This is a genomic window from Pseudomonas sp. NFACC39-1 (assembly GCF_900110355.1).
Lineage (GTDB): Bacteria > Pseudomonadota > Gammaproteobacteria > Pseudomonadales > Pseudomonadaceae > Aquipseudomonas > Aquipseudomonas tehranensis.
This window is the reverse complement of the sequence record NZ_FODL01000002.1, coordinates 167517-185212: the sequence shown is the minus strand read 5'-3', so window position 1 is coordinate 185212 and position 17696 is coordinate 167517. Positions and strand designations below refer to the sequence as shown.

Genomic DNA, 17696 nt, shown 5'->3' with positions numbered 1-17696 from the left:
CCAGGCAAAAGCGCAACGCGCGAAACAGACTTTGTAGGCCTGCGATATTCATCTGTCGCGCCAGGCATGGCAAGCTACGCGGCCTCAGAGGATCGACTCCATGCGCCCGTCCCACCGCACGACCTTGCTTGCCAGCCTGCTTGCCCTCGGATGCGCCGTCGTGTTGTGGATCGCCTACGACTGGTTCCAGGGACGTTTTCTGCGAGCGTTCAGCGAACACACGGCGGTATTTTCCGGCGACCCTTTGGGCCTGCCCCCCGACCTGGCCGGCCCCGGCCCGATCCGCCTGGTGCATTTCTGGGATCCCGCCTGCCCTTGCAATGTCGGCAACCAGCAGCACCTGGCCGAACTGGTCGATAAATATGCATCGCAAGGCGTCGAGTTCTACGCAGTGCAAAAGACCGGCAGCCAAGGTCATCTGCCTGCCACCCTCAACCGACTCAAACCCCTCGCGGCGTTGCCAGGCTCCGGGCAGATTCCCGCCAGCCCCGCCGTGGCGATCTGGGACCGTAGCGGCAAGCTGGCGTATTTCGGTCCCTACAGCGAAGGCTTGACCTGCAATTCGAGCAACAGCTTTATCGAGCCGATTCTCGAGGCACTAAGTGTTAACCGGGAAGTTAATGCCACGCATACACTGGCAGTGGGTTGTTATTGTCCCTGGTCGACTTCGAACTGATCCAGTCAAACTACGATACGTATTTTCAACTTACCGTCCTGGGCCCTGCAAGTTGGAGCGCTTGCTTGCTTTCTAGAGTCATTGCTCGAAGCGGCCTCATTTGCTGAACCGTTTGTCGGATCCAATTTTTCCAGAGGCGCTCGATGCGCCCGTTTTTTTTCCCTGTACCCCGTGCCAGACGGGTATCAGAGGGGTTTTCGGGGCGTCCTGACCGGCAAGCTGAATCGTTTAATATCCGCCCGCGTAACGTGAACTTTTCTTTAATCGGTTCTCTAAACCTCGTACAGCAATTGGTGGTTTCTCCTACGTTGCATGGCGGCCCTATATAGCGAGGAAGTTGTACACGCCTTTTCATCGTTCTACTTGTCGACCCTCCTAAACCAAACAAAAAATGGAATCGTCAGTGATGCAAAAGTTGCTATGCGCTGCACTTTCCGCTTCCAACAAAGAGGATGTTCTCAACCTTGAGGCGTTTGCCCAGTGCGTGGCCCCACTTGGGGTCGACTTGCTGTTGCGCGGCGAAACCGGCACCGGCAAGGATACCTTGGCGGAGAAGATCCATCGTATGTCCGGTCGCGCCGGCAAGTTCGTGGCCATCAACTGCGCCGCCATTCCCGAATCCCTGGCGGAGAGTCAGCTTTTCGGAGCCAACACCGGCGCGTTTACCGGAGCCAGCCAGAATCGCGCAGGATTCGTCGAAGCAGCACACAACGGCACGCTGTACCTGGATGAAATCGACAGCATGCCGTTGGGGCTGCAGGCCAAGCTGCTGCGTGTCTTGGAGTCCCGGACCGTGCAGCGGCTGGGCTCGACCCAGAATATCCCGGTGGACATGCGGGTCATTGCCTCGGCTCAAAGCCCGTTGGCGGAAATGGTCGAACGCGGCGAGTTTCGCCGGGACCTTTATTTTCGGCTGAACATCATCAGCCTCAAATTGCCGCCATTGCGCAGCCGCAAGGAACGCATCGTGCCGCTGTTCCAGTCCCTCGTGCACCGGGAAGCCCTGGCGCTCGATCGGCCCTATATCGCTCCGTCGCCAGCGCTGTTGCGCCAGCTGCTCGGCTACGCCTGGCCTGGAAACATCCGCGAGCTGCAATCCGCCGCCAAGCGCTACGTGCTGGGCCTGCCGCCATTGCCCCGCGCCGAGCAGTTGGAGCAGAACAGCTCGACACTCAAGTTGAAAGAGCATCTGCAACAGTTCGAAAAGATCCTGATCGAAGACTGCATGCGCCGTCACCACCACTGCATCGACAAAGTCATCGCCGAGCTGGGCATCGCCCGACGGACGCTGTATTACCGGATGAAATGCCTGCAAATATCGACGAGTTGAGTGGATCGGTGGAACCGTTTTCGCAACGGTCACCACTTATGGGTCGAGACGCTCGCGATCGTCTCGCCCTTCCACAATCCGGAGATACGACTATGAGTTTTGGTGGAGCTTCTCTCGCCGCTTCCATGGCTGCCATGCAGCAGATGGACGCGACCTCAGCTGCGATGACAACCATGAAATCCCAATTCGACCAGAAAAAACTGGTCGCCGATACCATGAACGCGATTGCGGCGGGCTCGATGGACTCTGCAACCAAGGCCATCACCGCCATGGGGGAGGCGTCGAAAGGCATACGATTCTGACCTCTCGCTTCAGCCCCGCTCCGGCGGGGAACCTCAAGCGTCATGAGAGCGAGCCCTATGCAGATTCATGCGCCAGACAGCCTTTATATTCCCAGGGAACGGCCCAGCGAGGATTCGACGCAGCGCCAGCCCTCGACCCCGGTCGGCCTGGCGAATCGGGTCGCCGAGCACCTGACGCTGCATGGCGCGGGTAGCCGGCTACGCGAGTCGCTCATCCAATGGGGCAGTGAACATGGGTCGGTCGACGGGCATTCGCGACCTGGTTTGCCGAGCCCACAAGACAGGCAGGCCGCGCAGACCGAAGCCCCCTTGCACCTGGTCCTCGAAGACATTATCGAAGAGATCAATGGCGGTACCGGCTCCACGCTCGACGCCGATAGCGACGATGCGTATTCCAATGAAGACCTGTTCAACGATCTGGCGCAGATGATCGCCCACCGTCGGCAGCCCATCGGCGACAACGATGTCGGCAACCAGAGCGACTTCGGCAACGCCAACAACCCATTCTGCGGCGCACTGTTCGGCGCCTGGGAGATGGAAGGCGACCGTGCCAGGCGGCGTGGTCGTCATGACACGAGCCTGTTGTTGCTCCTCAAGATCATCGCGGTCCTGGGCCGAAGGAAGCTGTTGACGTTGCTGGACATCGACGAAGACGAGGGCGAGGCGCGTTATGAGCAGGAAGACCTGGACCTGCTGTTCGAGGTTGCGGGTTTCATGGACCAACACCCGGCGCGATATCCCCCTCCGGCGAGCCCGGAGGCAACAACGTGGACCTGGACCGAACGTATTGCCTGCGGCACATGGCTGGACGCTCGCGAAACGCGGCTGTTCCAACTCGCCCTTGAAGACCTGGACTTCGCCCTGGCTCGCTTGGCCGGCCAGCACCTCCCGACGCCGCGGCGCGGCAGGCGTAGCCGGGAGGAAATCGAGTTTCACCTGAGCGTTACGGGTAGCGCTCGCAATTTCTTGAGGCTGATGTGCGCCTGAAGAGCCCATTTTCTGAATTGGAGAGACTCCATGAACATACAGGCTATCGACCCTACCAGTGCAGCCCCCTCCACTGCTAGAACCGGCGCCAGGCCAAGCACGGGTGCCGAGACCAGCGACGTCAGCTGGTTCAATGCGCAAATGCGTGAAAAAGCCCCCGCTCCGGACAGCGAAAACAATGTCGCGGCCAAAATCATCGATTCGTTATCCAACCGCTCCGGCGAGTTGCAGCGGCTGAATGATCGCGCCAACCGGGACATGCTCAAAGCCATCCGAACCGCCGACCCGCAGGACATGTTGCAGTCGAACCGATCGTTGTCTTCCTTCCACCTGGAAAGTCTGATGACTGCGAAAATCGTCAGCAAGGGTTCCCAGGCGATCGAGAAGCTCACCAATCTCCAGTAAAGGGAAATCCGGCTATGTGCATGCGCGTCTTCTCACCCATTGTGCTGTGCCTGCTGCTCGCCGGTTGCGACGAAAGGACCGCGCTGCACAGCCACCTCTCCGAGCAGGATGCCAATGAAGTGATTGCCGCGTTGGCGGATAAAAACGTCGAGGCCAGCAAGCAGGTCGACAAGGACGGACTGACCGTGCTGGTCGAGCCGGCCGACATGAACAGCGCCGTGCAGGTACTCGAAGCGGCCGGGCTGCCGCGTCGGGCGCGCTCCAGCCTGGGTGAGATTTTCCGCAAGGAAGGGGTGATCTCCACGCCGATGGAAGAGCGTGCCCGCTACATCTATGCACTGTCCCAGGAACTCGAATCGACACTGTCACAGATTGACGGCGTGGTGCTTGCCCGGGTCCATGTGGTGCTGCCGGAACGGGTGGCCCCGGGTGAGCCGGTCCAACCCGCATCGGCGTCGGTATTCATCAAGCACACCAGCGCCCTGGACCCGGACAGCATTACGCCGCGAGTACGCAATCTGGTCGCTAGCGGGATCCCGGGCATGGCCGATGCGGCCCAGAATGCGACCAAGCTGTCGGTGGTATTCGTTCCCGCCGCGGCGTATCAGGAACGGCGCAAGATGGCGTACTTCGGGCCTTTCCTCATGCGGGCCGACGATGTCGGCTTCTGGAGGGCGGTGACCGTGTCGGTCAGCGTTGCCTTGCTTGCCATGCTCATGGGCGTCTTGTACGGCCTCTACAGGTTATGGCGCAAAGGCGTATTGGTGCTGCCACGATTTATCGACCGCAAGACCGCAGCCCCCGCCGCACCGCCCAGCCACCCGACGCCTTCGCTGTTTGCGGTAAAAAGCCCGGGAGCCAAGCCAGATAGCAATGGGAGCGCCGCATGAGCGTGGCGCTTGAATGGGCTCGCTGGTGGAATCATGCGTGGCGCGAAGCGGACCGTGACTGGTATCCGCCAATACTTCGCCTGTTGACCGAACGACAAATCGACGCCTTGGCCCGAGGGCATCATGCTGCGCTTGCCCGCAGTTTCGGCATGACCCCTTGTACTGCGCCGAAGCCGACTCCGTCAGTACAATCGCTGTGTTGCGGCACGCCCCGGACCTTGAGCCTTGCCTGCCAACTGGTGGCAAACACGTGCTCGCCGTCAACGACGACGGGGACGCTGTCGGCACAGGACCGAGCCTGGTGCGAGCGCACCGCCAAAGCGTTGCGTCCCGGCCACTGGCTCGAGCTAGGCCAGGATCCCCTTGTACTGCTGCGCGCCTGGCTGGACGTTCGGACCTGGGAACGTGCTCGCCTGGCATTTCCACGCAGCAGAATTGACGCCATCGAGTCGTTGCCCGCCCCCCAACCTCCCGCCGCCAAACTCAACATGCTTTGGCAGTCCGCGAGCTGGAAAGCCGAGCAAAGCCTGGCGGCCCCGGCGCCCACCCGAATGGAGATGCATGATGTTCGCTCGGCGTTCGCTTGAACTGCGCCCCGATGGCCAAGGCCTGTTGCAGTCTTATGTTGCTCGCGAAACCCTGGTTGACTGCGGCCGGGCGCAGGCCGTTCTTGAACAGGCCCAAGTGCGAGCCGCGCGGTTGATCGAGCAAGCCGCCGAACAAGCAGACGCGGCGGTGATCGCGGCTCAAGCGCAGTTCTGGGAGCAAGCCGAAACCGTGCTCGCTGCCTGGGAAGCCCAGCGCCAGGACATGTGGCAGCGGATCGAAACGAGCGCCGCCCAGTTGGTCAACGAGGCGCTGGGGACGCTTTTGCATGATGTTCCGGACCAGACACGCATCGATGCGCTTGTCCGTCAGCTTGCGTCGCGACAGGACGAACCGGTCAGTGCCACCCTTCGCTGTCATCCCGATGACCTGGCGAACCTGACCCGAAGCCTGACCGTCAGCGAACGTCCTTGGACGGCGGTGGCAGACGCCGACATGGCGGTGCATCAGCTGCTGCTGGAGACACCAGGTGGCACGTTTCTGCTCGACTGGGCCACGGCTGTCGAGGCGTTGCGCCTGCCTGAGCCGTAGTGGTAAGCCCCAACGACCCGGAACCCGTGACCTTTTCCTCATTTTTTGCGGAACCGCCGTCGGCATAGTCACCACTCATCCGGTGAATACGCCTACCTCGGAGGAACCGCCCATGTCTTCTATCGAAGCCGTCCAACGCCGCCTCGACACCTACTTCCAGCGCGCGACGGACAACGTCAACAACTCTGCGATGAACGCGGCAGAGAGCCAGTCTCTCGACGATATGCATTCGTTCGTGACCAGCATGAACGGCATGTCGGTCGCAGTGAACGCGGCGACTCAACAAACCGCCGCCCACCACAACCTCGCCAAGGCTATCATCGATGCAATGCCATGAGCTGCGAACACAGCTCGCCCGCTGGAACGCCAGCGCCGACGGCCCGGAGCATTTCGCCATTGTCATCGACGATGGCGAAGCGATCTTCAACAAACTCGACGACGGCCTGCTGGTATCGGTCGAGCTGACCGTTGCTCCAGCACAGGAGACGTCTGTGGAAGACCTGCTTCGACTGGCGCACCCAAGCCTCTCGCGATTCCCCGGTGCACTGGCCCGCTCGCCGCAGGACGAGCGGTTATGGCTACTGGCACAGCTGGCGCCAGCCGCGCACATCGACGACGTGTTCGAAGTGCTGGAAGCGCTGCTCAACCAGCGCGACACCTGGCAATCGATCCTCAATAAAGACCAACGTGCCGGGGCTCGACGCCCCACGCGCTTTCACCCGCTCGGAACAGGAATCCGTCATGCCTAACAGGTGGCTTGCACCGTACCGCTCGATGCTCGCGGGCAACTTGTCGATCGCGCGCTGCTGGAAGAAATCTTCGTTGCTCGCGCTGGCATTGGCCGGCGCACTTGGCGCGGGCATGCCGCTGGAGGCAGCGATACCGACCGACTGGAAGAACACGCCATACGCCTACGATGCCCAGAACACTCCCCTACCCAAGGTGCTGGGTGACTTCGCCAACACCTTCGGGGTGCAACTGGTGCTCGACGGGACCGTAAAAGGGACCGTCGATGGTCGGATGCGCGCCGATAGCCCCCAGGCGTTCCTCGACCGGCTCGGGCTGGAGAATCGCTTCCAATGGTTCACGTATGGCAACTCTTTGTACGTCAGCCCTTTGCAGAACCAAGACTCCACGCGCCTGGAGGTCTCTGCCGATGCCGCGCCGGACATGAAGCAAGCCTTGACCGATATCGGCCTGCTGGATCCGCGTTTCGGTTGGGGTGAGTTGCCCGACGAAGGCGTGGTATTGGTCTCCGGCCCGGAACGCTACGTGCGCCTGGTGGCGCAATTTGCCGAAGCGCGCAAAACGCCCGAAGAGAAGCAGGAAGTGATGAGCTTTCCACTGCGCTACGCCACCGCCGCCGACCGCAGTGTCAAGTACCGAGGCGATACGCTGGTCATTCCCGGAGTCGCCAGCATTCTCAAAGGCCTACTGGAAAGCCGCAGCGCCGTGTCCCAAGGCATGCAGACCACTTCGCCGCAAGCGTCGTTCCAGAACATGGAGGCCCAGCAGGCCATGACCATGGGCAATATCGAGCAATTGGCATTGAATGGCATGGGACGCCCCAACACCCACCGTGTACAGGCCGGAGAAAGCGGCGGCAAGGGCGGACGGGGACGGATCCGTGTCGAAGCCGACGTGCGCAACAACGCCGTGCTGATCTACGACTCACCCAAACGGCGGGAACTCTACACACCGTTGATTCGTGATGTGGACGTACCGCGCAAACTGGTGGAGATCGACGCAATCATCCTCGACATCGACCGCACCCAACTGGCCGAGCTGGCCTCGAACTGGAACGTCGAAAGCGGCGATCTGATCGGCGGCGCCTCAATGATTCGCCCCGGCGCCAGTTCGACGGTGTTCATCCAGGACTACGGCGACTTTTCCGCGCAGCTTCGTGCCCTGGAAGGTCGCGGCCTGGCCTCGGTGGTAGCGAATCCATCGGTGCTGACCTTGGAGAACCAACCCGCGGTCATTGACTTCAGCCGGACCGAGTACATCTCCGCCATCGGTGAACGCGTGGCCACCGTCGAGCCCATCACGGCAGGCACCAGCCTGCAGGTCGTGCCCCATACCATCGAGACCGGAGGCCGTAATCAGATCCAGATGTTCCTGGACATCGAAGATGGCCGCATCGAACCCTCCGAAGTGGGCCAGCAGACGCCCAGCGTCCGGCGGGGCGTGGTCAGCACCCAAGCAGTGATGGGGGAAAGCCGGTCGTTGGTGGTGGGCGGGTTTCATACCGAAGAAACCGGCGACAACCTCGAACGGGTGCCGTGGCTGGGACGCATCCCGTTGGTCGGGCCGCTGCTGTTTTCCTCGACCACGCGCGAAACCAGCCGCCGCGAACGGGTATTCATCCTGACGCCCCGCCTGATCGGTGATCAGGTCGACCCGGCCCGCTATATCTCCGCCCTTGATCGTGAACAGGTCGACAGCGCCATGGCACGCCTCGAAGAACGTCGCAACGGCACTCGCCCCATCGGGCGCCTCGAAATCAGCGATGTTCTCGCGCAACTTGCCGACGGCAACATTCCCGCGACATTCAAACAGGCCGCCTCGATTCCCTACTCGCCCGATACCCTGTGCGCGTTGCCGCCCGGTCTGTCGCTCGACGCCTCCCGAGCGCAATGGTTCGCCGGCCCCGACTATGGCATTGCCGTGGGCGTGGTGCACAACGACGGCGCGAATCGGCTGCGCTTCGACGAAGCGAGCTGCAGCAGCCGCTGGACCCTGGCCACATCCGCCTGGCCGAAGGTGTGGCTCGAACCCGGCGAGGAAACGGAAGTGTTCGTCGTCATGAAACAACCCAAGCGCACGCCAGGCGGCGCACGCTCGTCTCTTCTGCAAACCAGCGCGAGGATCGCACCATGAGTCGCACGCCGATGCTGCTCGTCTTACTGCTGAGTCTGCCGGTGTTCGCCGGCTGTGCAAGTCGCTGGGGCTGCCAGGGCGACGCCTGTAGCCGCGCCGAACCCGACAACGGCCGATTGGTGATCTGGTGGTCGCCTGGCATGCGCGGCGGCCTGGGCTCCCCCGAACACCCGCTCGACCATTCGATCGTCCCATTGGAGGACTGAACGGTATGTCTTTTTCGGTACACAGCGTAAGCACGCGCCAGGCCTTTCAGAAAAACATCATCGCCGGCATCGCGACGTATTGGGAAATTGCCCCGGGCATTGAGTTCTGTCTGCGCCGGGAACCTCACAGCGTGGGGCTGGCGCTACAGGTACAAAGCCAGGCGCTGGGCCTCAACCAGATCCAGCGCGCGCTCGAACGGCGCTTTGCCCATCCGAGTGACTTCGCTCAGCTGTTCTTGTTTCTTGATCCGCAGCGGGCGCTGGTGGTCTGGCAGGCTCTGCCTGAGCCACCCATCTCTTCGCAGATGCTCAATGAAATCCAGTCCCGGCAGTTGTCGCTGCTGGGCCTGGAAGACCTCGATGACTATTCGGTAACTTACTGAGGGAGATTCCCCATGTCCGTCACACCGTTTGCCCAGCGCCTGATCCAGGCTCTCGCGGAACATTTGCACGCGGTTCTGCAGCTGGAAGGCGGCGTATGCGCGCTGTATGACGCGAGCAACCGGGAAGCCGTGATCATTGAGCTGCCCGATCACGGCGATGTCGCGATTCTCCATTGCTCGCTCGACGTACCTTCCCACACGCCCGGTCTGCAAAAACGCCTGCTGGAACTCAACTTTCGATTGGATTTGCTCGGCGGCAGCTGGCTGGCCCTGGACGATAAGGGCAGCGTTCGCTTGTGTGCTCATTGTCCGTTGTCGATGCTCGATGAGCCGCGGTTCTGCCATTGGATCGTAGGCTTCGTCGCCCAGGTCGGTGAAGTTCGGACACACTTGGCGTTGCCTGCGACGCCCAGTGCCCCTCGTCCGGCCTCGCTCAATACCCGCCGCGCCCGACTGGGATAGCGCTGTAGGAGCTGGCGAAGCCTGCGATCTTTTGATCTTTCGCTTGAGGTTCAAGTGGCTGGGGAAAGATCGCAGCCTCGTTGCACTCGACAGCTCCTACAGAGTTTTACGCAGGCTCATCGCTTTATCGAAGCTTCATCGCTTCGCCACTCTCCTGTACTTTCCTTGCAGTGTCCATGAAACCCTTGGTGATCTCCGTCACCGTGTCGCTCATCAACTTGGCCATATCGGCAGAGCTTCTGACGAGCGTCATGGCGCTCTGGCGCTCCTCCATACGCATCTGCATGTCGAACTGCTTTTCCATCAACTGCTTTTGACGGGTTTCCATTTCACTCATGAACGAGTCCGGCGTGCGCGGTTCCGGAGTGGGGCTGGAGCTCTGCGCTTCATCCAACGGCCGATCGCCGGACGGTGCAGCCGGGCGCTGAGAGTCCCGGGTTCGGGTCCGACCGCGCTGATGCACCGCAGGGGGCGTCGAGGACGAGCGTCCTCGCCCATGCAAACTTTGAGTGCCGGTGCGCTGCTGCGCCTCGCGAGGCTGTTGGCTCAATGAGGGTGAACGTGACGAGTGCAGGCCTTCGGTGCCATGCAGGGCACCCGTGCCCCTGATGGAGCTGGATAGCGAGCTAGGTTCAGGCATGGGAAATCTCCACGATTGACTGTGTATACGGTGCCAGGTCGACAAGCCGGTATCAGCCGGGCGAGCCTGGCTCACTCGTTGAGTGGTATTCCCTCGCACGCCGGTTCCATCGACTCAACGCAGGTTCAATTCCGGGATTTCGAGCACATCGGTCTTGGCCTCATCATCCAACTCGCGCAACACCCGATAGATATGCGCAACCGCCTGGAGCGTTTCCCTGGGGATATAGGCACCGACGTCTTCGCGATAGATCGTCCGCGCCAGCCAGATGCATTGGATGACCGGGACTCGCGCAGCCTTGGCTCGCTCGATCAGCGCGCGGGCGTCGGCATCGACACCTTTGACGATCAGCTGCGGCAACGGGGTCTCCTCGGGGCGGTAAAGCAGCGCGACGGCGAAGTGAGTCGGGTTGACCACCACCATGTCGGCCTCCTCCACCAGTTGGGTGTCCTTGCTGGCGGGTTGGTCAATCAATTGCCGGGCCAGGCTGCGGCGGTGCATCTTGACGTGCGGGTCGCCTTCCATTTCCTTGAACTCTTTGCGCACCTCCTCCTCACTCATGCGCAGGCGCTTGGCGAAGAAATACTTCTGCAAGCCAAAATCGAGAATCGCCAGCACCAGCAACACACCCAGGCAGATATGCATGATGTGTCGGAACAAGCCGGCGAGCCCGCGCCAATAGGTGTTGAGGTCACCGTTGACCAGGCTGATCAATGACCCGAGGGCGGGCATGGTCACCAGATAAAGCACGCTGGCAATAAACACCGCCTTGACCAGCCCCATGAACAGTTGGATCAGCGCCTGGGCGGAAAACATCTGCTGGGCCTGATTCAACGGATTCAAGCGATTGGGGTCGGGGTGAAGGGCCTCAGGTGCGAAGAGGAAGCCGAACTGCACCCAACCGGCGATCAGGCGCGTGGCAATCGCCAGCCCCACGGTCATCAAGGTGAAACTCAACAGCACGCCACCGGCATGGGCCAGGGTTTCCTCGAAGGCACGCACGAAGTCGACATCCAGCCGATGCAGCGGGAACGCAACCAATTCTCCCAACACCTGCATGCTGTTATCAGCCTGGGTCAAAGCCACTTCGGTGATAGCCGTGAGCACCAGCAGGCTGCTCAGGTCCTGGCTTTGGCCAACCTGGCCTTTCTTGCGTGCGTCGCGGATTTTCTTCGGTGTCGCACGCTTGGTCTTCTCACCGCTGTCCTCGCTCATGAACGAGCCTCTCCTTCAGGGCGCCTGCAACAGTTGGTGAAGCAGGTGCCGGATTTCCCCGTATCGCCCGAGACGCCCCGCCATCGCGTCCCACAGCGTGGGCAGGTAGAACAGCAGGAAGCCCAGCCCAACCAGGCTCTTGGCGGGCATGGCAAGGACGAACACCTGCAATTGGGGGCTGTACAAGCTGAGCAAGGCCAAGGCGAACTCCACCAGCAACAGCAGGCCGATAAAAGGCGCGGCGTAGAGAATCATGTGCATGAACATTTCGGCGAGCAGTCCCAGAAACACCCCGAAGCCATCCGCGCCGGGCAACGGCAACCAAACCGTCGGCGACCACACCAGGTAGCTGTCCCAGATCACCTGCGTCAGTGTGCCGATGCCCAGGGTGGCGACCAGCAGCAGAATCGTCATTTCCTTGAACAGGTGGCCCAAGGGCGTCGTATCGGTACCGAGTGCCGGGTTCAACTGGCCACCGATAAGCGCACCCCTCTGGTTGTCGAGCAAGGCCCCCACCGACTCGTACAGCCAGAACGGCATTGCCAGCAGCACTCCGAGCAGCAGGCCCAGCACCACCTCCTTGAACATCAGAGCACCCAGCGTCAGCCAGTTCACCTGGGCATCGATCAAGGCCTGGCGGATGCCCGGCGCCGGCAACATGGCCAAGGCGAACACCACGGCATGGCGCGGCAAGCCTCGCAGGTGCTGGAAGCAGAACACCGGGACCAGATAGGCCACCGGGTAAATGCGCGCCATGCCGAGGGCAATCGATAGCAACAGGTCGAAGTACGGAACGAATGCCTGGGCCGTCATCAGGTGTTGGCCATCATTTCAAAGGCCCGGCGCAGCAGTCCCAGCAACTCTCCGCCGATCCAGCGGCCAGTAACCAGCAGGGTCAGCCCCACTGCCACCAGCTTGAGGCCGAAAGGCAGGGTCTGATCCTGGATCTGCATCAGGGCCTGCACCAGCGAGGTCAGCACGCCAATGATCACCGCCACGATCAGGGGCGGCGCGGAAAGCAGGACCACCAGCAACATGCCTTCCTTGAATAATGTCAGCGCGTCCATCGCTTGCCCTCAAAGATAGGAATAGAAAAGGCTGTCGAGCAGTTGCGTCCAACCTTGCACCAGGACGAAGACCAGCAGCTTGAGCGGCAAGGAAATGGTCATCGGCGCGACCATCTGCATGCCGAGCGCCAGCAGCAGATTGGACACGATCAGGTCGATGACGATGAACGGGATATAGATCAGGAATCCCATCTGAAAGCCGGCTTCGAGCTCCGACAGCATGAACGCCGGGATGAGCAGCATCAGGTCGTCCCGGCTGGCTTGCTCGGCGCGCTCCTTTGGCCACATGCGCCGGGTGTTTTCCAGGAGGTGGGTGAGGATGTCCGGATTGGTGTTGCGGGACATGAAGGCTTGCAGCGGTTTGACCGCGTTCAAGGCCGAACCCTGCAACGCCTCGGTACTGCTGAAATCCAAGGGCCGCTCCTTCAACTCTGCGGCGATGTCGTGGCCGACCGGCGCCATGATGAACAGCGTCGCGGCCAGCGCAATGGCATACAGCGCCATGTTGGGCGGAACCTGCTGCACGCCGATGGCATTGCGGGTGATCGTCAATACGATGGCGATCTTCAGGAAGGCGCTGCAAATGATCAGCAACAGGGGAACCAACGAAATCCCACCGATGAACAGCGCCAGCAGAAAGGGGTCGACCCCCTGGAAGCTCATCCAGCCACATCCAGGCGAGTGATCTGCAGACCCAGCCGGCCATCGATCTCCACCAGCTCGCCTTGGGCCAGGGCTCGTTCGCCATGAAACAAGGCCGCCGTGCCCGGGGCCACGCCCTGTACCTCGAGCACAGCCCCCGGCGCCAGGTTGCGCAGCTCGCCCAAGGTCAGACTCAAGTGACCGCAGCGTATCGTCAGCGCCAAGGGCAGGTCGTCGAAACGCTCGGCGATGTGAGCCGCGCCTGACTCGGCCATCGCCACCTCCGGCACTTCAGGCTCTGCATCGGCAGGTGCCGGAGGGGCGATGGCCTCGGGCGCCTGGATGTCTGGTTCGTAACGGCTGGCATCGTCCCAGTCGGGCACCAGGATGTCGGTATCGGCGGTGGTGCTCATAGCGGTCTCCTCCAGAGCAAGCAGGGTCAGGCGCAACGGCGCGGCACGGCTGTGTACCCGCACCTGCAACCAATGCCGGCCCAGGCGAATCAGGCCTTGGCCGGATGAATCGAACAAGGCGGTTTCCGGCACCAACACGTCACCGGGACGCAGCGCGGCCAGTTGTCCGCCAGTCAGCGCCAGGTGTCCCAACGGCAGTGGAACGTTCAGCACATGATCCTCGCGCCAGGGCCCCGTCCGGCGCTGCCAGGGCGCCGCGCGAAGCAGCCCCAGCAACGTCGCACCGGGCATTTCCAGATGACTCGTGACGCGAGCCACGCCCACGTTCACTTCGACTCGGCAAGCAATGCCCCTGACCGCTGGCCCGGCCAGCGGTTTGAGAAAGCCGAATGCCTGGCGCAGGGACTCGCTCAGGCTTTGATGAAACAGAGCCCAGAACCAGGCATCGTCCAGGCCTGGCTCGGCCGGCAGGACCACCGGACATTCGCCGAACAGGCTCAATACCGGGCCCGGCTCGTCGAGAGCCAGGGCACCATGCGCGCACTCGAGCACGCAGGGCGTGCCTCGAGCTGCGCCGCTGCACGGCATGAATTCCAGCAGGCCCGTTTCGCCCGCCACCTGGAAGGGCAAGCTGACACCCGCGCCCAATAGCCGACGGGCGCTGACGTCTTCGCTGCAAACCTGGGGCAGCTTCAATGCACGTATCGTCATGTCACGCTTGCTCCTTCTTCGCGTTCCACACGCACGGTCACCGGCTGGCCCAGGTTTTGGGCCAGAGCTTCCTCAAGGCGACCGGATCGACTCGATAGCCGCGCCTGGACGTCTTCATTTTCGCCACTCAGGCCAATGTCCCAGCCGGACGCCTCGCCCCGACGCTGCGCAGACACCCTGATCCGCCCCAGGTGAGGAAGGTGCAGCAACAGATCCAATTGCTGGTCGAGCGTGGCGCGCAAGCGTGGCGAAAGCTGATCGACAAAAGCCTCCACTTCGCCACGCTCCTGGCTCACCAGCCCTGACAGGAAACCGGTGCCCGCCGTGTCGTCCTCGGAGCCGCCCCGTGGCGCATCCACCCACTGGCGAAACCAGTAGCCGTCAGTGCGCTCGGCCGTCACCTCAGGATCGCGCTCGAGTGCGGGCATGGGCTCACGGGCCAGCGGACGGCTGGTCCGGTTCACCTGCACCGCTGGTTGCTCATAGGCCCGCGGCGTGTGGTGAACGGGTGCAGCCGCAGAGGGGTCATGCGGCGAGAGTCCGCCGCGTACGGTGCGTTCATTCATCACTTGGGGCCTCCATCAGGTACTCCATCATGGCGCTGAGCTTTTCCAGGTCACGCCTGCGCCCTTGCAGCCGCTGCTGGGCGGCTTCGGTGTTCCGTGCCTGTTGCGCCTGCTGCTCGTCGAGCGCCTGCAACGCCCGCGCTTGCTCCGCCAGCTCGCCGATCAAGCGCCGTTCCTCGGTGCTCCAGGCATTGAGTTCGCAAACGCTCAGCCCACGGCCACGGTGCTCGCCGTACAGCGCCTCGCGCTGCACCGCCTGCTGTTCGCACGCCGTCTGCCAGCGCGCCCGCGCGGCGGCGACCGCCGCTTCATGCTCGCGCAAAAGATCGCGCTGCAGGCGCCAGGCCCTTTCGGCCTGCGCTTCGCGGTGTCGGCGCACCGGCGCCAGAGCGTCCAGATCAGCCCGGGACATAGGCGGTCAACTGTTGGATGTGGGCGAGCGTCGACGCGAAAAGCTCAGGCTCGTGCAGGTCCTGGCGCAGGAAAGCGTCCAGGGCACCGCGTGACTCCACTGCCAGGTCGGTCACGGGGTCGGCGCCGGCCTGATACTCGCCCAAGCGCAGCATCAGCTCGATCTGGTCGTAGGCCGACAACAACCGACGCAGATTGATACCCGCCCGCAAATGATCGGTTTCGGCGACATTGGCCAGGGTTCGCGACAAGCTGGCCAACACGTCGATAGCCGGGTAATGGCCGCGTTCGGCGAGCTTGCGCGCGAGCACGATATGGCCGTCGAGCAGCGAACGGACTTCGTCCGCCACCGGATCGTTCATGGAATCCTGTTCGATGAGCACGGTATAAAGCGCGGTGATCGCGCCCTCGTTGCTCAGCCCGGCCCGTTCGACCAGACGCGGCAGCAGGCTGTACACCGATGGGGGCAAGCCGCCGCGACCCAACGGTTCGCCCGCGGCCAGGCCAATTTCCCGTTGGGCCCGGGCAAACCGGGTCAGCGAATCGATGAGCAGCAGGACCCGCTGGCCGCGGGCCCGGAAGCCCTCGGCCAATGCCGTGGCGGTGAAGGCCGCGCGGGCACGTTCCATGCTGGAACGGTCCGACGTGGCACACACCAGGACTGCACGGGCCCGCAATTCATCGTCCAGTTCATGGTCGAGGAATTCGCGCAGCTCGCGCCCGCGTTCACCGATCAAGCCGAAGACGATGACATCGCAATCGACATTGCGAGCGATCTCCGCCAACAAGGTGGTCTTTCCGCAACCGGCACCCGCGAACAATCCGACACGCTGGCCTTCGCCGAGCGTCAGCGGACCATCGATGGCGCGCACGCCGGTGATCAGGGGTCGTTGAATGCGTGGTCGCGCTGTCGGCGCGGGCGCCTCGCCAATCACCTGCGAGGCATGCAACACCTGCGGTCCGGCGAACGCGCCCACGCCGCCCTCCAACAGGGGCCGGCCAAAACCGTCCAACACCTGGCCGAGCAACTGCGGCCCGACAGTCACCCGATGAGGCATGCCCAGCGGCTCCACCGCCGCGCCAACACGGATGCCTTCCAGGCCACCCAGGGCGCTGAGCAAGGCATCGTGTCGGTCGAATCCGACGATCTCGGCGAGCAACGGCTCGCGCGCGTCACGCTCGACCTGGCAGAGGTCGCCGATCTGCGCCCCCGGCAGCCGGCATTGCATCAAGATACCGCTGACCCGCTGCACACGCCCGCGCACCATGACCGGCGCAAATCGGCGCAGGCGTGCCCGCTGCCCAGCCTCCCAGGCGTACAATCGTGCGATGGCCGCCTGTGTCATTACCAGGTGACCTCGTAGCTTTGCTCGCCTTCGAAAGTGACTTTGCCACTGTCGATCGCGGTCAAGCGCAGGCCATCGATCTGGTCGCCCAGGAACAACCGACGGCCGTCGGATGTAACCACGTGCCCACGTTTGCCTCCGACAATCTGGGCGATCTGAAACGGCAGTTGTGTCAACCGTTCCTTGACACTGGTGCTGACCCTGATCGACGTATCGTAGCGAGCATGGAAGCGCTCGATCAGCCGTTCCACCACCGCCAGGCGTTGGCGCGGCAGCTCGCCCACCAGGACCAGTCGGTCGTCCTGGGACTCGACCCGCACGGCGGCTCCCAGGTCGCGCTCCTGAAGCATCCGGTCCAGCTCCAGGCGGACCGCCTCGACTGTATTCAATGCCGCCTTGGCGTGCTTTAACGGTTGCGCCGGGTCGGGCGCCACGGTCGGCGCCGGTTGGCTGGTGAAGGCCCAGGCGCTGGAAGCGACAGTGACCACTGCCGCGGCGATTCCCAGGCGCTTGAGCCATGACGGCCGCGCCGCAGGCCGGCCGCCCTCGCGTTCCTCCGCCGTGAGGTGCGCAGCAGCATCCAGCGCCGCGTCATCGGGCCAAGGCTGATCGGCCGGAGCCAGGCACAACCAGACGCCAGCGATGGCAAAGGGCGCATTGTTCGGCAAAGGCTCGGTCGACGCCCAGGGCTGGCCTTGTCCATCGCAAACCGCGCCCTCCAGCGCGTCCAGCAGCCATTGTCCCTCGACTTGCCTGAGGGCTACGTGGCGCCCACAAATGCCTGGATCGTATAACGCCAGGTCGGCGTCTTCCGCCGCCCCGACCACCCATCGCTCACCTACCAGCGGCAATGCCGCACCTCGGTGCAGACCACTCAATACACGCAGCTCGAACATGGCCAATTTCCTCAAGGCGCGGCAGGTGTGCGCCCACGATCCGGTTGAACGACGAGGTCCGGGCGGCCCTCATCCACTGTCACAGCCAGGCCATGGAACGCGCCTGGATTTACATCGTTACGCGTGGCGTC

General features: G+C 62.7%; 24 protein-coding genes. 14 read left to right on the top strand and 10 right to left on the bottom strand.

The features are described 5' to 3' along the window. Positions 1-100: 100 nt before the first annotated feature. The 14 genes from BMY45_RS05145 to BMY45_RS05080 all read left to right on the top strand — a co-directional run bounded on the left by BMY45_RS05145 (position 101) and on the right by BMY45_RS05080 (position 9658). A complete protein-coding gene (locus tag BMY45_RS05145; protein ID WP_092395392.1) occupies positions 101-676 on the top strand; it encodes a DUF6436 domain-containing protein in 576 nt (191 codons plus the stop codon). A 406-nt stretch (positions 677-1082) separates the two neighbouring features. Further along, positions 1083-2006 (top strand): sigma 54-interacting transcriptional regulator, encoded by a 924-nt coding sequence (locus tag BMY45_RS05140; RefSeq protein WP_092395389.1) that lies wholly within the window; start codon positions 1083-1085, stop codon positions 2004-2006. Between the two features lie 92 nt (positions 2007-2098). Further along, positions 2099-2308, top strand: a complete 210-nt coding sequence (locus BMY45_RS05135; protein WP_092395386.1) for a type III secretion system major pilin HrpA — start codon at positions 2099-2101, stop codon at positions 2306-2308. A gap of 42 nt (positions 2309-2350) precedes the next feature. Further along, positions 2351-3295, top strand: a complete 945-nt coding sequence (locus BMY45_RS05130) for a harpin HrpZ family protein (protein WP_256573623.1) — start codon at positions 2351-2353, stop codon at positions 3293-3295. A 30-nt stretch (positions 3296-3325) separates the two neighbouring features. Continuing rightward, complete coding sequence (gene sctI / locus BMY45_RS05125) at positions 3326-3700, top strand: type III secretion system inner rod subunit SctI (protein WP_092395383.1); 375 nt, start codon at positions 3326-3328, stop codon at positions 3698-3700. A gap of 14 nt (positions 3701-3714) precedes the next feature. Beyond that, positions 3715-4590 (top strand): type III secretion system inner membrane ring lipoprotein SctJ, encoded by an 876-nt coding sequence (sctJ, locus tag BMY45_RS05120; protein ID WP_092395380.1) that lies wholly within the window; start codon positions 3715-3717, stop codon positions 4588-4590. After that, complete coding sequence (locus BMY45_RS05115) at positions 4587-5177, top strand: type III secretion protein (protein ID WP_092395377.1); 591 nt, start codon at positions 4587-4589, stop codon at positions 5175-5177. Before sctJ ends, BMY45_RS05115 begins: the two co-directional genes overlap by 4 nt. Then, the gene (sctL, locus tag BMY45_RS05110) at positions 5155-5727 is read left to right on the top strand and encodes a type III secretion system stator protein SctL (RefSeq protein ID WP_092395374.1); all 573 of its coding nucleotides are present in this window, start codon (positions 5155-5157) and stop codon (positions 5725-5727) included. Before BMY45_RS05115 ends, sctL begins: the two co-directional genes overlap by 23 nt. A 112-nt stretch (positions 5728-5839) precedes the next feature. After that, positions 5840-6064, top strand: coding sequence for a type III secretion protein (locus BMY45_RS05105; RefSeq protein ID WP_092395371.1), 225 nt, complete (start codon positions 5840-5842; stop codon positions 6062-6064). Further along, positions 6051-6476 (top strand): type III secretion system chaperone, encoded by a 426-nt coding sequence (locus BMY45_RS05100; protein WP_092395368.1) that lies wholly within the window; start codon positions 6051-6053, stop codon positions 6474-6476. Before BMY45_RS05105 ends, BMY45_RS05100 begins: the two co-directional genes overlap by 14 nt. Continuing rightward, positions 6469-8607 carry a type III secretion system outer membrane ring subunit SctC gene (sctC, locus tag BMY45_RS05095; RefSeq protein WP_092395365.1) on the top strand — a complete coding sequence of 713 codons (2139 nt, stop codon included), beginning with the start codon at positions 6469-6471 and terminating at the stop codon, positions 8605-8607. The genes BMY45_RS05100 and sctC overlap by 8 nt, the downstream gene beginning before the upstream one ends. Further along, positions 8604-8813, top strand: a complete 210-nt coding sequence (gene hrpT, locus BMY45_RS05090; RefSeq protein ID WP_092395362.1) for an HrpT family type III secretion system protein — start codon at positions 8604-8606, stop codon at positions 8811-8813. Before sctC ends, hrpT begins: the two co-directional genes overlap by 4 nt. A gap of 5 nt (positions 8814-8818) precedes the next feature. Then, positions 8819-9196 carry a transcriptional regulator gene (locus tag BMY45_RS05085; RefSeq protein WP_092395359.1) on the top strand — a complete coding sequence of 126 codons (378 nt, stop codon included), beginning with the start codon at positions 8819-8821 and terminating at the stop codon, positions 9194-9196. A 12-nt stretch (positions 9197-9208) separates the two neighbouring features. Further along, entirely contained in the window at positions 9209-9658 is a 450-nt protein-coding gene (locus BMY45_RS05080) for a type III secretion system chaperone (protein WP_092395356.1), read from the top strand. Positions 9659-9782: 124 nt separating this feature from the next. On the opposite strand, the gene BMY45_RS28115 is transcribed toward BMY45_RS05080, so the two are convergent. From BMY45_RS28115 to BMY45_RS05030, 10 genes are all read right to left on the bottom strand, one after another. Further along, positions 9783-10298 (bottom strand): type III effector, encoded by a 516-nt coding sequence (locus BMY45_RS28115; protein ID WP_177193305.1) that lies wholly within the window; start codon positions 10296-10298, stop codon positions 9783-9785. 114 nt (positions 10299-10412) lie between these two features. Then, positions 10413-11513, bottom strand: coding sequence for a type III secretion system export apparatus subunit SctU (gene sctU / locus BMY45_RS05070; protein ID WP_092395350.1), 1101 nt, complete (start codon positions 11511-11513; stop codon positions 10413-10415). Positions 11514-11528: 15 nt separating this feature from the next. Next, entirely contained in the window at positions 11529-12326 is a 798-nt protein-coding gene (gene sctT, locus BMY45_RS05065) for a type III secretion system export apparatus subunit SctT (protein ID WP_092395347.1), read from the bottom strand. After that, complete coding sequence (gene sctS / locus BMY45_RS05060) at positions 12326-12580, bottom strand: type III secretion system export apparatus subunit SctS (protein WP_092395344.1); 255 nt, start codon at positions 12578-12580, stop codon at positions 12326-12328. The genes sctT and sctS overlap by 1 nt, the downstream gene beginning before the upstream one ends. Before the next feature lie 9 nt (positions 12581-12589). Next, entirely contained in the window at positions 12590-13243 is a 654-nt protein-coding gene (gene sctR, locus BMY45_RS05055) for a type III secretion system export apparatus subunit SctR (protein WP_092395342.1), read from the bottom strand. After that, positions 13240-14346 carry a type III secretion system cytoplasmic ring protein SctQ gene (sctQ, locus tag BMY45_RS05050; protein WP_092395339.1) on the bottom strand — a complete coding sequence of 369 codons (1107 nt, stop codon included), beginning with the start codon at positions 14344-14346 and terminating at the stop codon, positions 13240-13242. The genes sctR and sctQ overlap by 4 nt, the downstream gene beginning before the upstream one ends. Next, complete coding sequence (locus BMY45_RS05045) at positions 14343-14912, bottom strand: type III secretion system HrpP C-terminal domain-containing protein (protein ID WP_256573622.1); 570 nt, start codon at positions 14910-14912, stop codon at positions 14343-14345. The genes sctQ and BMY45_RS05045 overlap by 4 nt, the downstream gene beginning before the upstream one ends. Continuing rightward, complete coding sequence (locus BMY45_RS05040; RefSeq protein ID WP_092395336.1) at positions 14905-15324, bottom strand: YscO family type III secretion system apparatus protein; 420 nt, start codon at positions 15322-15324, stop codon at positions 14905-14907. The genes BMY45_RS05045 and BMY45_RS05040 overlap by 8 nt, the downstream gene beginning before the upstream one ends. Further along, positions 15311-16669, bottom strand: coding sequence for a FliI/YscN family ATPase (locus BMY45_RS05035; protein WP_092395332.1), 1359 nt, complete (start codon positions 16667-16669; stop codon positions 15311-15313). The genes BMY45_RS05040 and BMY45_RS05035 overlap by 14 nt, the downstream gene beginning before the upstream one ends. After that, positions 16669-17565, bottom strand: a complete 897-nt coding sequence (locus BMY45_RS05030; protein WP_092395329.1) for an FHA domain-containing protein — start codon at positions 17563-17565, stop codon at positions 16669-16671. The genes BMY45_RS05035 and BMY45_RS05030 overlap by 1 nt, the downstream gene beginning before the upstream one ends. Positions 17566-17696: the final 131 nt, after the last annotated feature.

Coding starts and splice junctions, on each gene's coding strand:
- BMY45_RS05145 (WP_092395392.1), top strand. CDS start 101: ATGCGCCCGTCCCACCGCACGACCTTGCTTGCCAGCCTGCTTGCCCTC.
- BMY45_RS05140 (WP_092395389.1), top strand. CDS start 1,083: ATGCAAAAGTTGCTATGCGCTGCACTTTCCGCTTCCAACAAAGAGGAT.
- BMY45_RS05135 (WP_092395386.1), top strand. CDS start 2,099: ATGAGTTTTGGTGGAGCTTCTCTCGCCGCTTCCATGGCTGCCATGCAG.
- BMY45_RS05130 (WP_256573623.1), top strand. CDS start 2,351: ATGAGAGCGAGCCCTATGCAGATTCATGCGCCAGACAGCCTTTATATT.
- sctI (WP_092395383.1), top strand. CDS start 3,326: ATGAACATACAGGCTATCGACCCTACCAGTGCAGCCCCCTCCACTGCT.
- sctJ (WP_092395380.1), top strand. CDS start 3,715: ATGTGCATGCGCGTCTTCTCACCCATTGTGCTGTGCCTGCTGCTCGCC.
- BMY45_RS05115 (WP_092395377.1), top strand. CDS start 4,587: ATGAGCGTGGCGCTTGAATGGGCTCGCTGGTGGAATCATGCGTGGCGC.
- sctL (WP_092395374.1), top strand. CDS start 5,155: ATGTTCGCTCGGCGTTCGCTTGAACTGCGCCCCGATGGCCAAGGCCTG.
- BMY45_RS05105 (WP_092395371.1), top strand. CDS start 5,840: ATGTCTTCTATCGAAGCCGTCCAACGCCGCCTCGACACCTACTTCCAG.
- BMY45_RS05100 (WP_092395368.1), top strand. CDS start 6,051: ATGCAATGCCATGAGCTGCGAACACAGCTCGCCCGCTGGAACGCCAGC.
- sctC (WP_092395365.1), top strand. CDS start 6,469: ATGCCTAACAGGTGGCTTGCACCGTACCGCTCGATGCTCGCGGGCAAC.
- hrpT (WP_092395362.1), top strand. CDS start 8,604: ATGAGTCGCACGCCGATGCTGCTCGTCTTACTGCTGAGTCTGCCGGTG.
- BMY45_RS05085 (WP_092395359.1), top strand. CDS start 8,819: ATGTCTTTTTCGGTACACAGCGTAAGCACGCGCCAGGCCTTTCAGAAA.
- BMY45_RS05080 (WP_092395356.1), top strand. CDS start 9,209: ATGTCCGTCACACCGTTTGCCCAGCGCCTGATCCAGGCTCTCGCGGAA.
- BMY45_RS28115 (WP_177193305.1), bottom strand. CDS start 10,298: ATGCCTGAACCTAGCTCGCTATCCAGCTCCATCAGGGGCACGGGTGCC.
- sctU (WP_092395350.1), bottom strand. CDS start 11,513: ATGAGCGAGGACAGCGGTGAGAAGACCAAGCGTGCGACACCGAAGAAA.
- sctT (WP_092395347.1), bottom strand. CDS start 12,326: ATGACGGCCCAGGCATTCGTTCCGTACTTCGACCTGTTGCTATCGATT.
- sctS (WP_092395344.1), bottom strand. CDS start 12,580: ATGGACGCGCTGACATTATTCAAGGAAGGCATGTTGCTGGTGGTCCTG.
- sctR (WP_092395342.1), bottom strand. CDS start 13,243: ATGAGCTTCCAGGGGGTCGACCCCTTTCTGCTGGCGCTGTTCATCGGT.
- sctQ (WP_092395339.1), bottom strand. CDS start 14,346: ATGACGATACGTGCATTGAAGCTGCCCCAGGTTTGCAGCGAAGACGTC.
- BMY45_RS05045 (WP_256573622.1), bottom strand. CDS start 14,912: ATGAATGAACGCACCGTACGCGGCGGACTCTCGCCGCATGACCCCTCT.
- BMY45_RS05040 (WP_092395336.1), bottom strand. CDS start 15,324: ATGTCCCGGGCTGATCTGGACGCTCTGGCGCCGGTGCGCCGACACCGC.
- BMY45_RS05035 (WP_092395332.1), bottom strand. CDS start 16,669: ATGACACAGGCGGCCATCGCACGATTGTACGCCTGGGAGGCTGGGCAG.
- BMY45_RS05030 (WP_092395329.1), bottom strand. CDS start 17,565: ATGTTCGAGCTGCGTGTATTGAGTGGTCTGCACCGAGGTGCGGCATTG.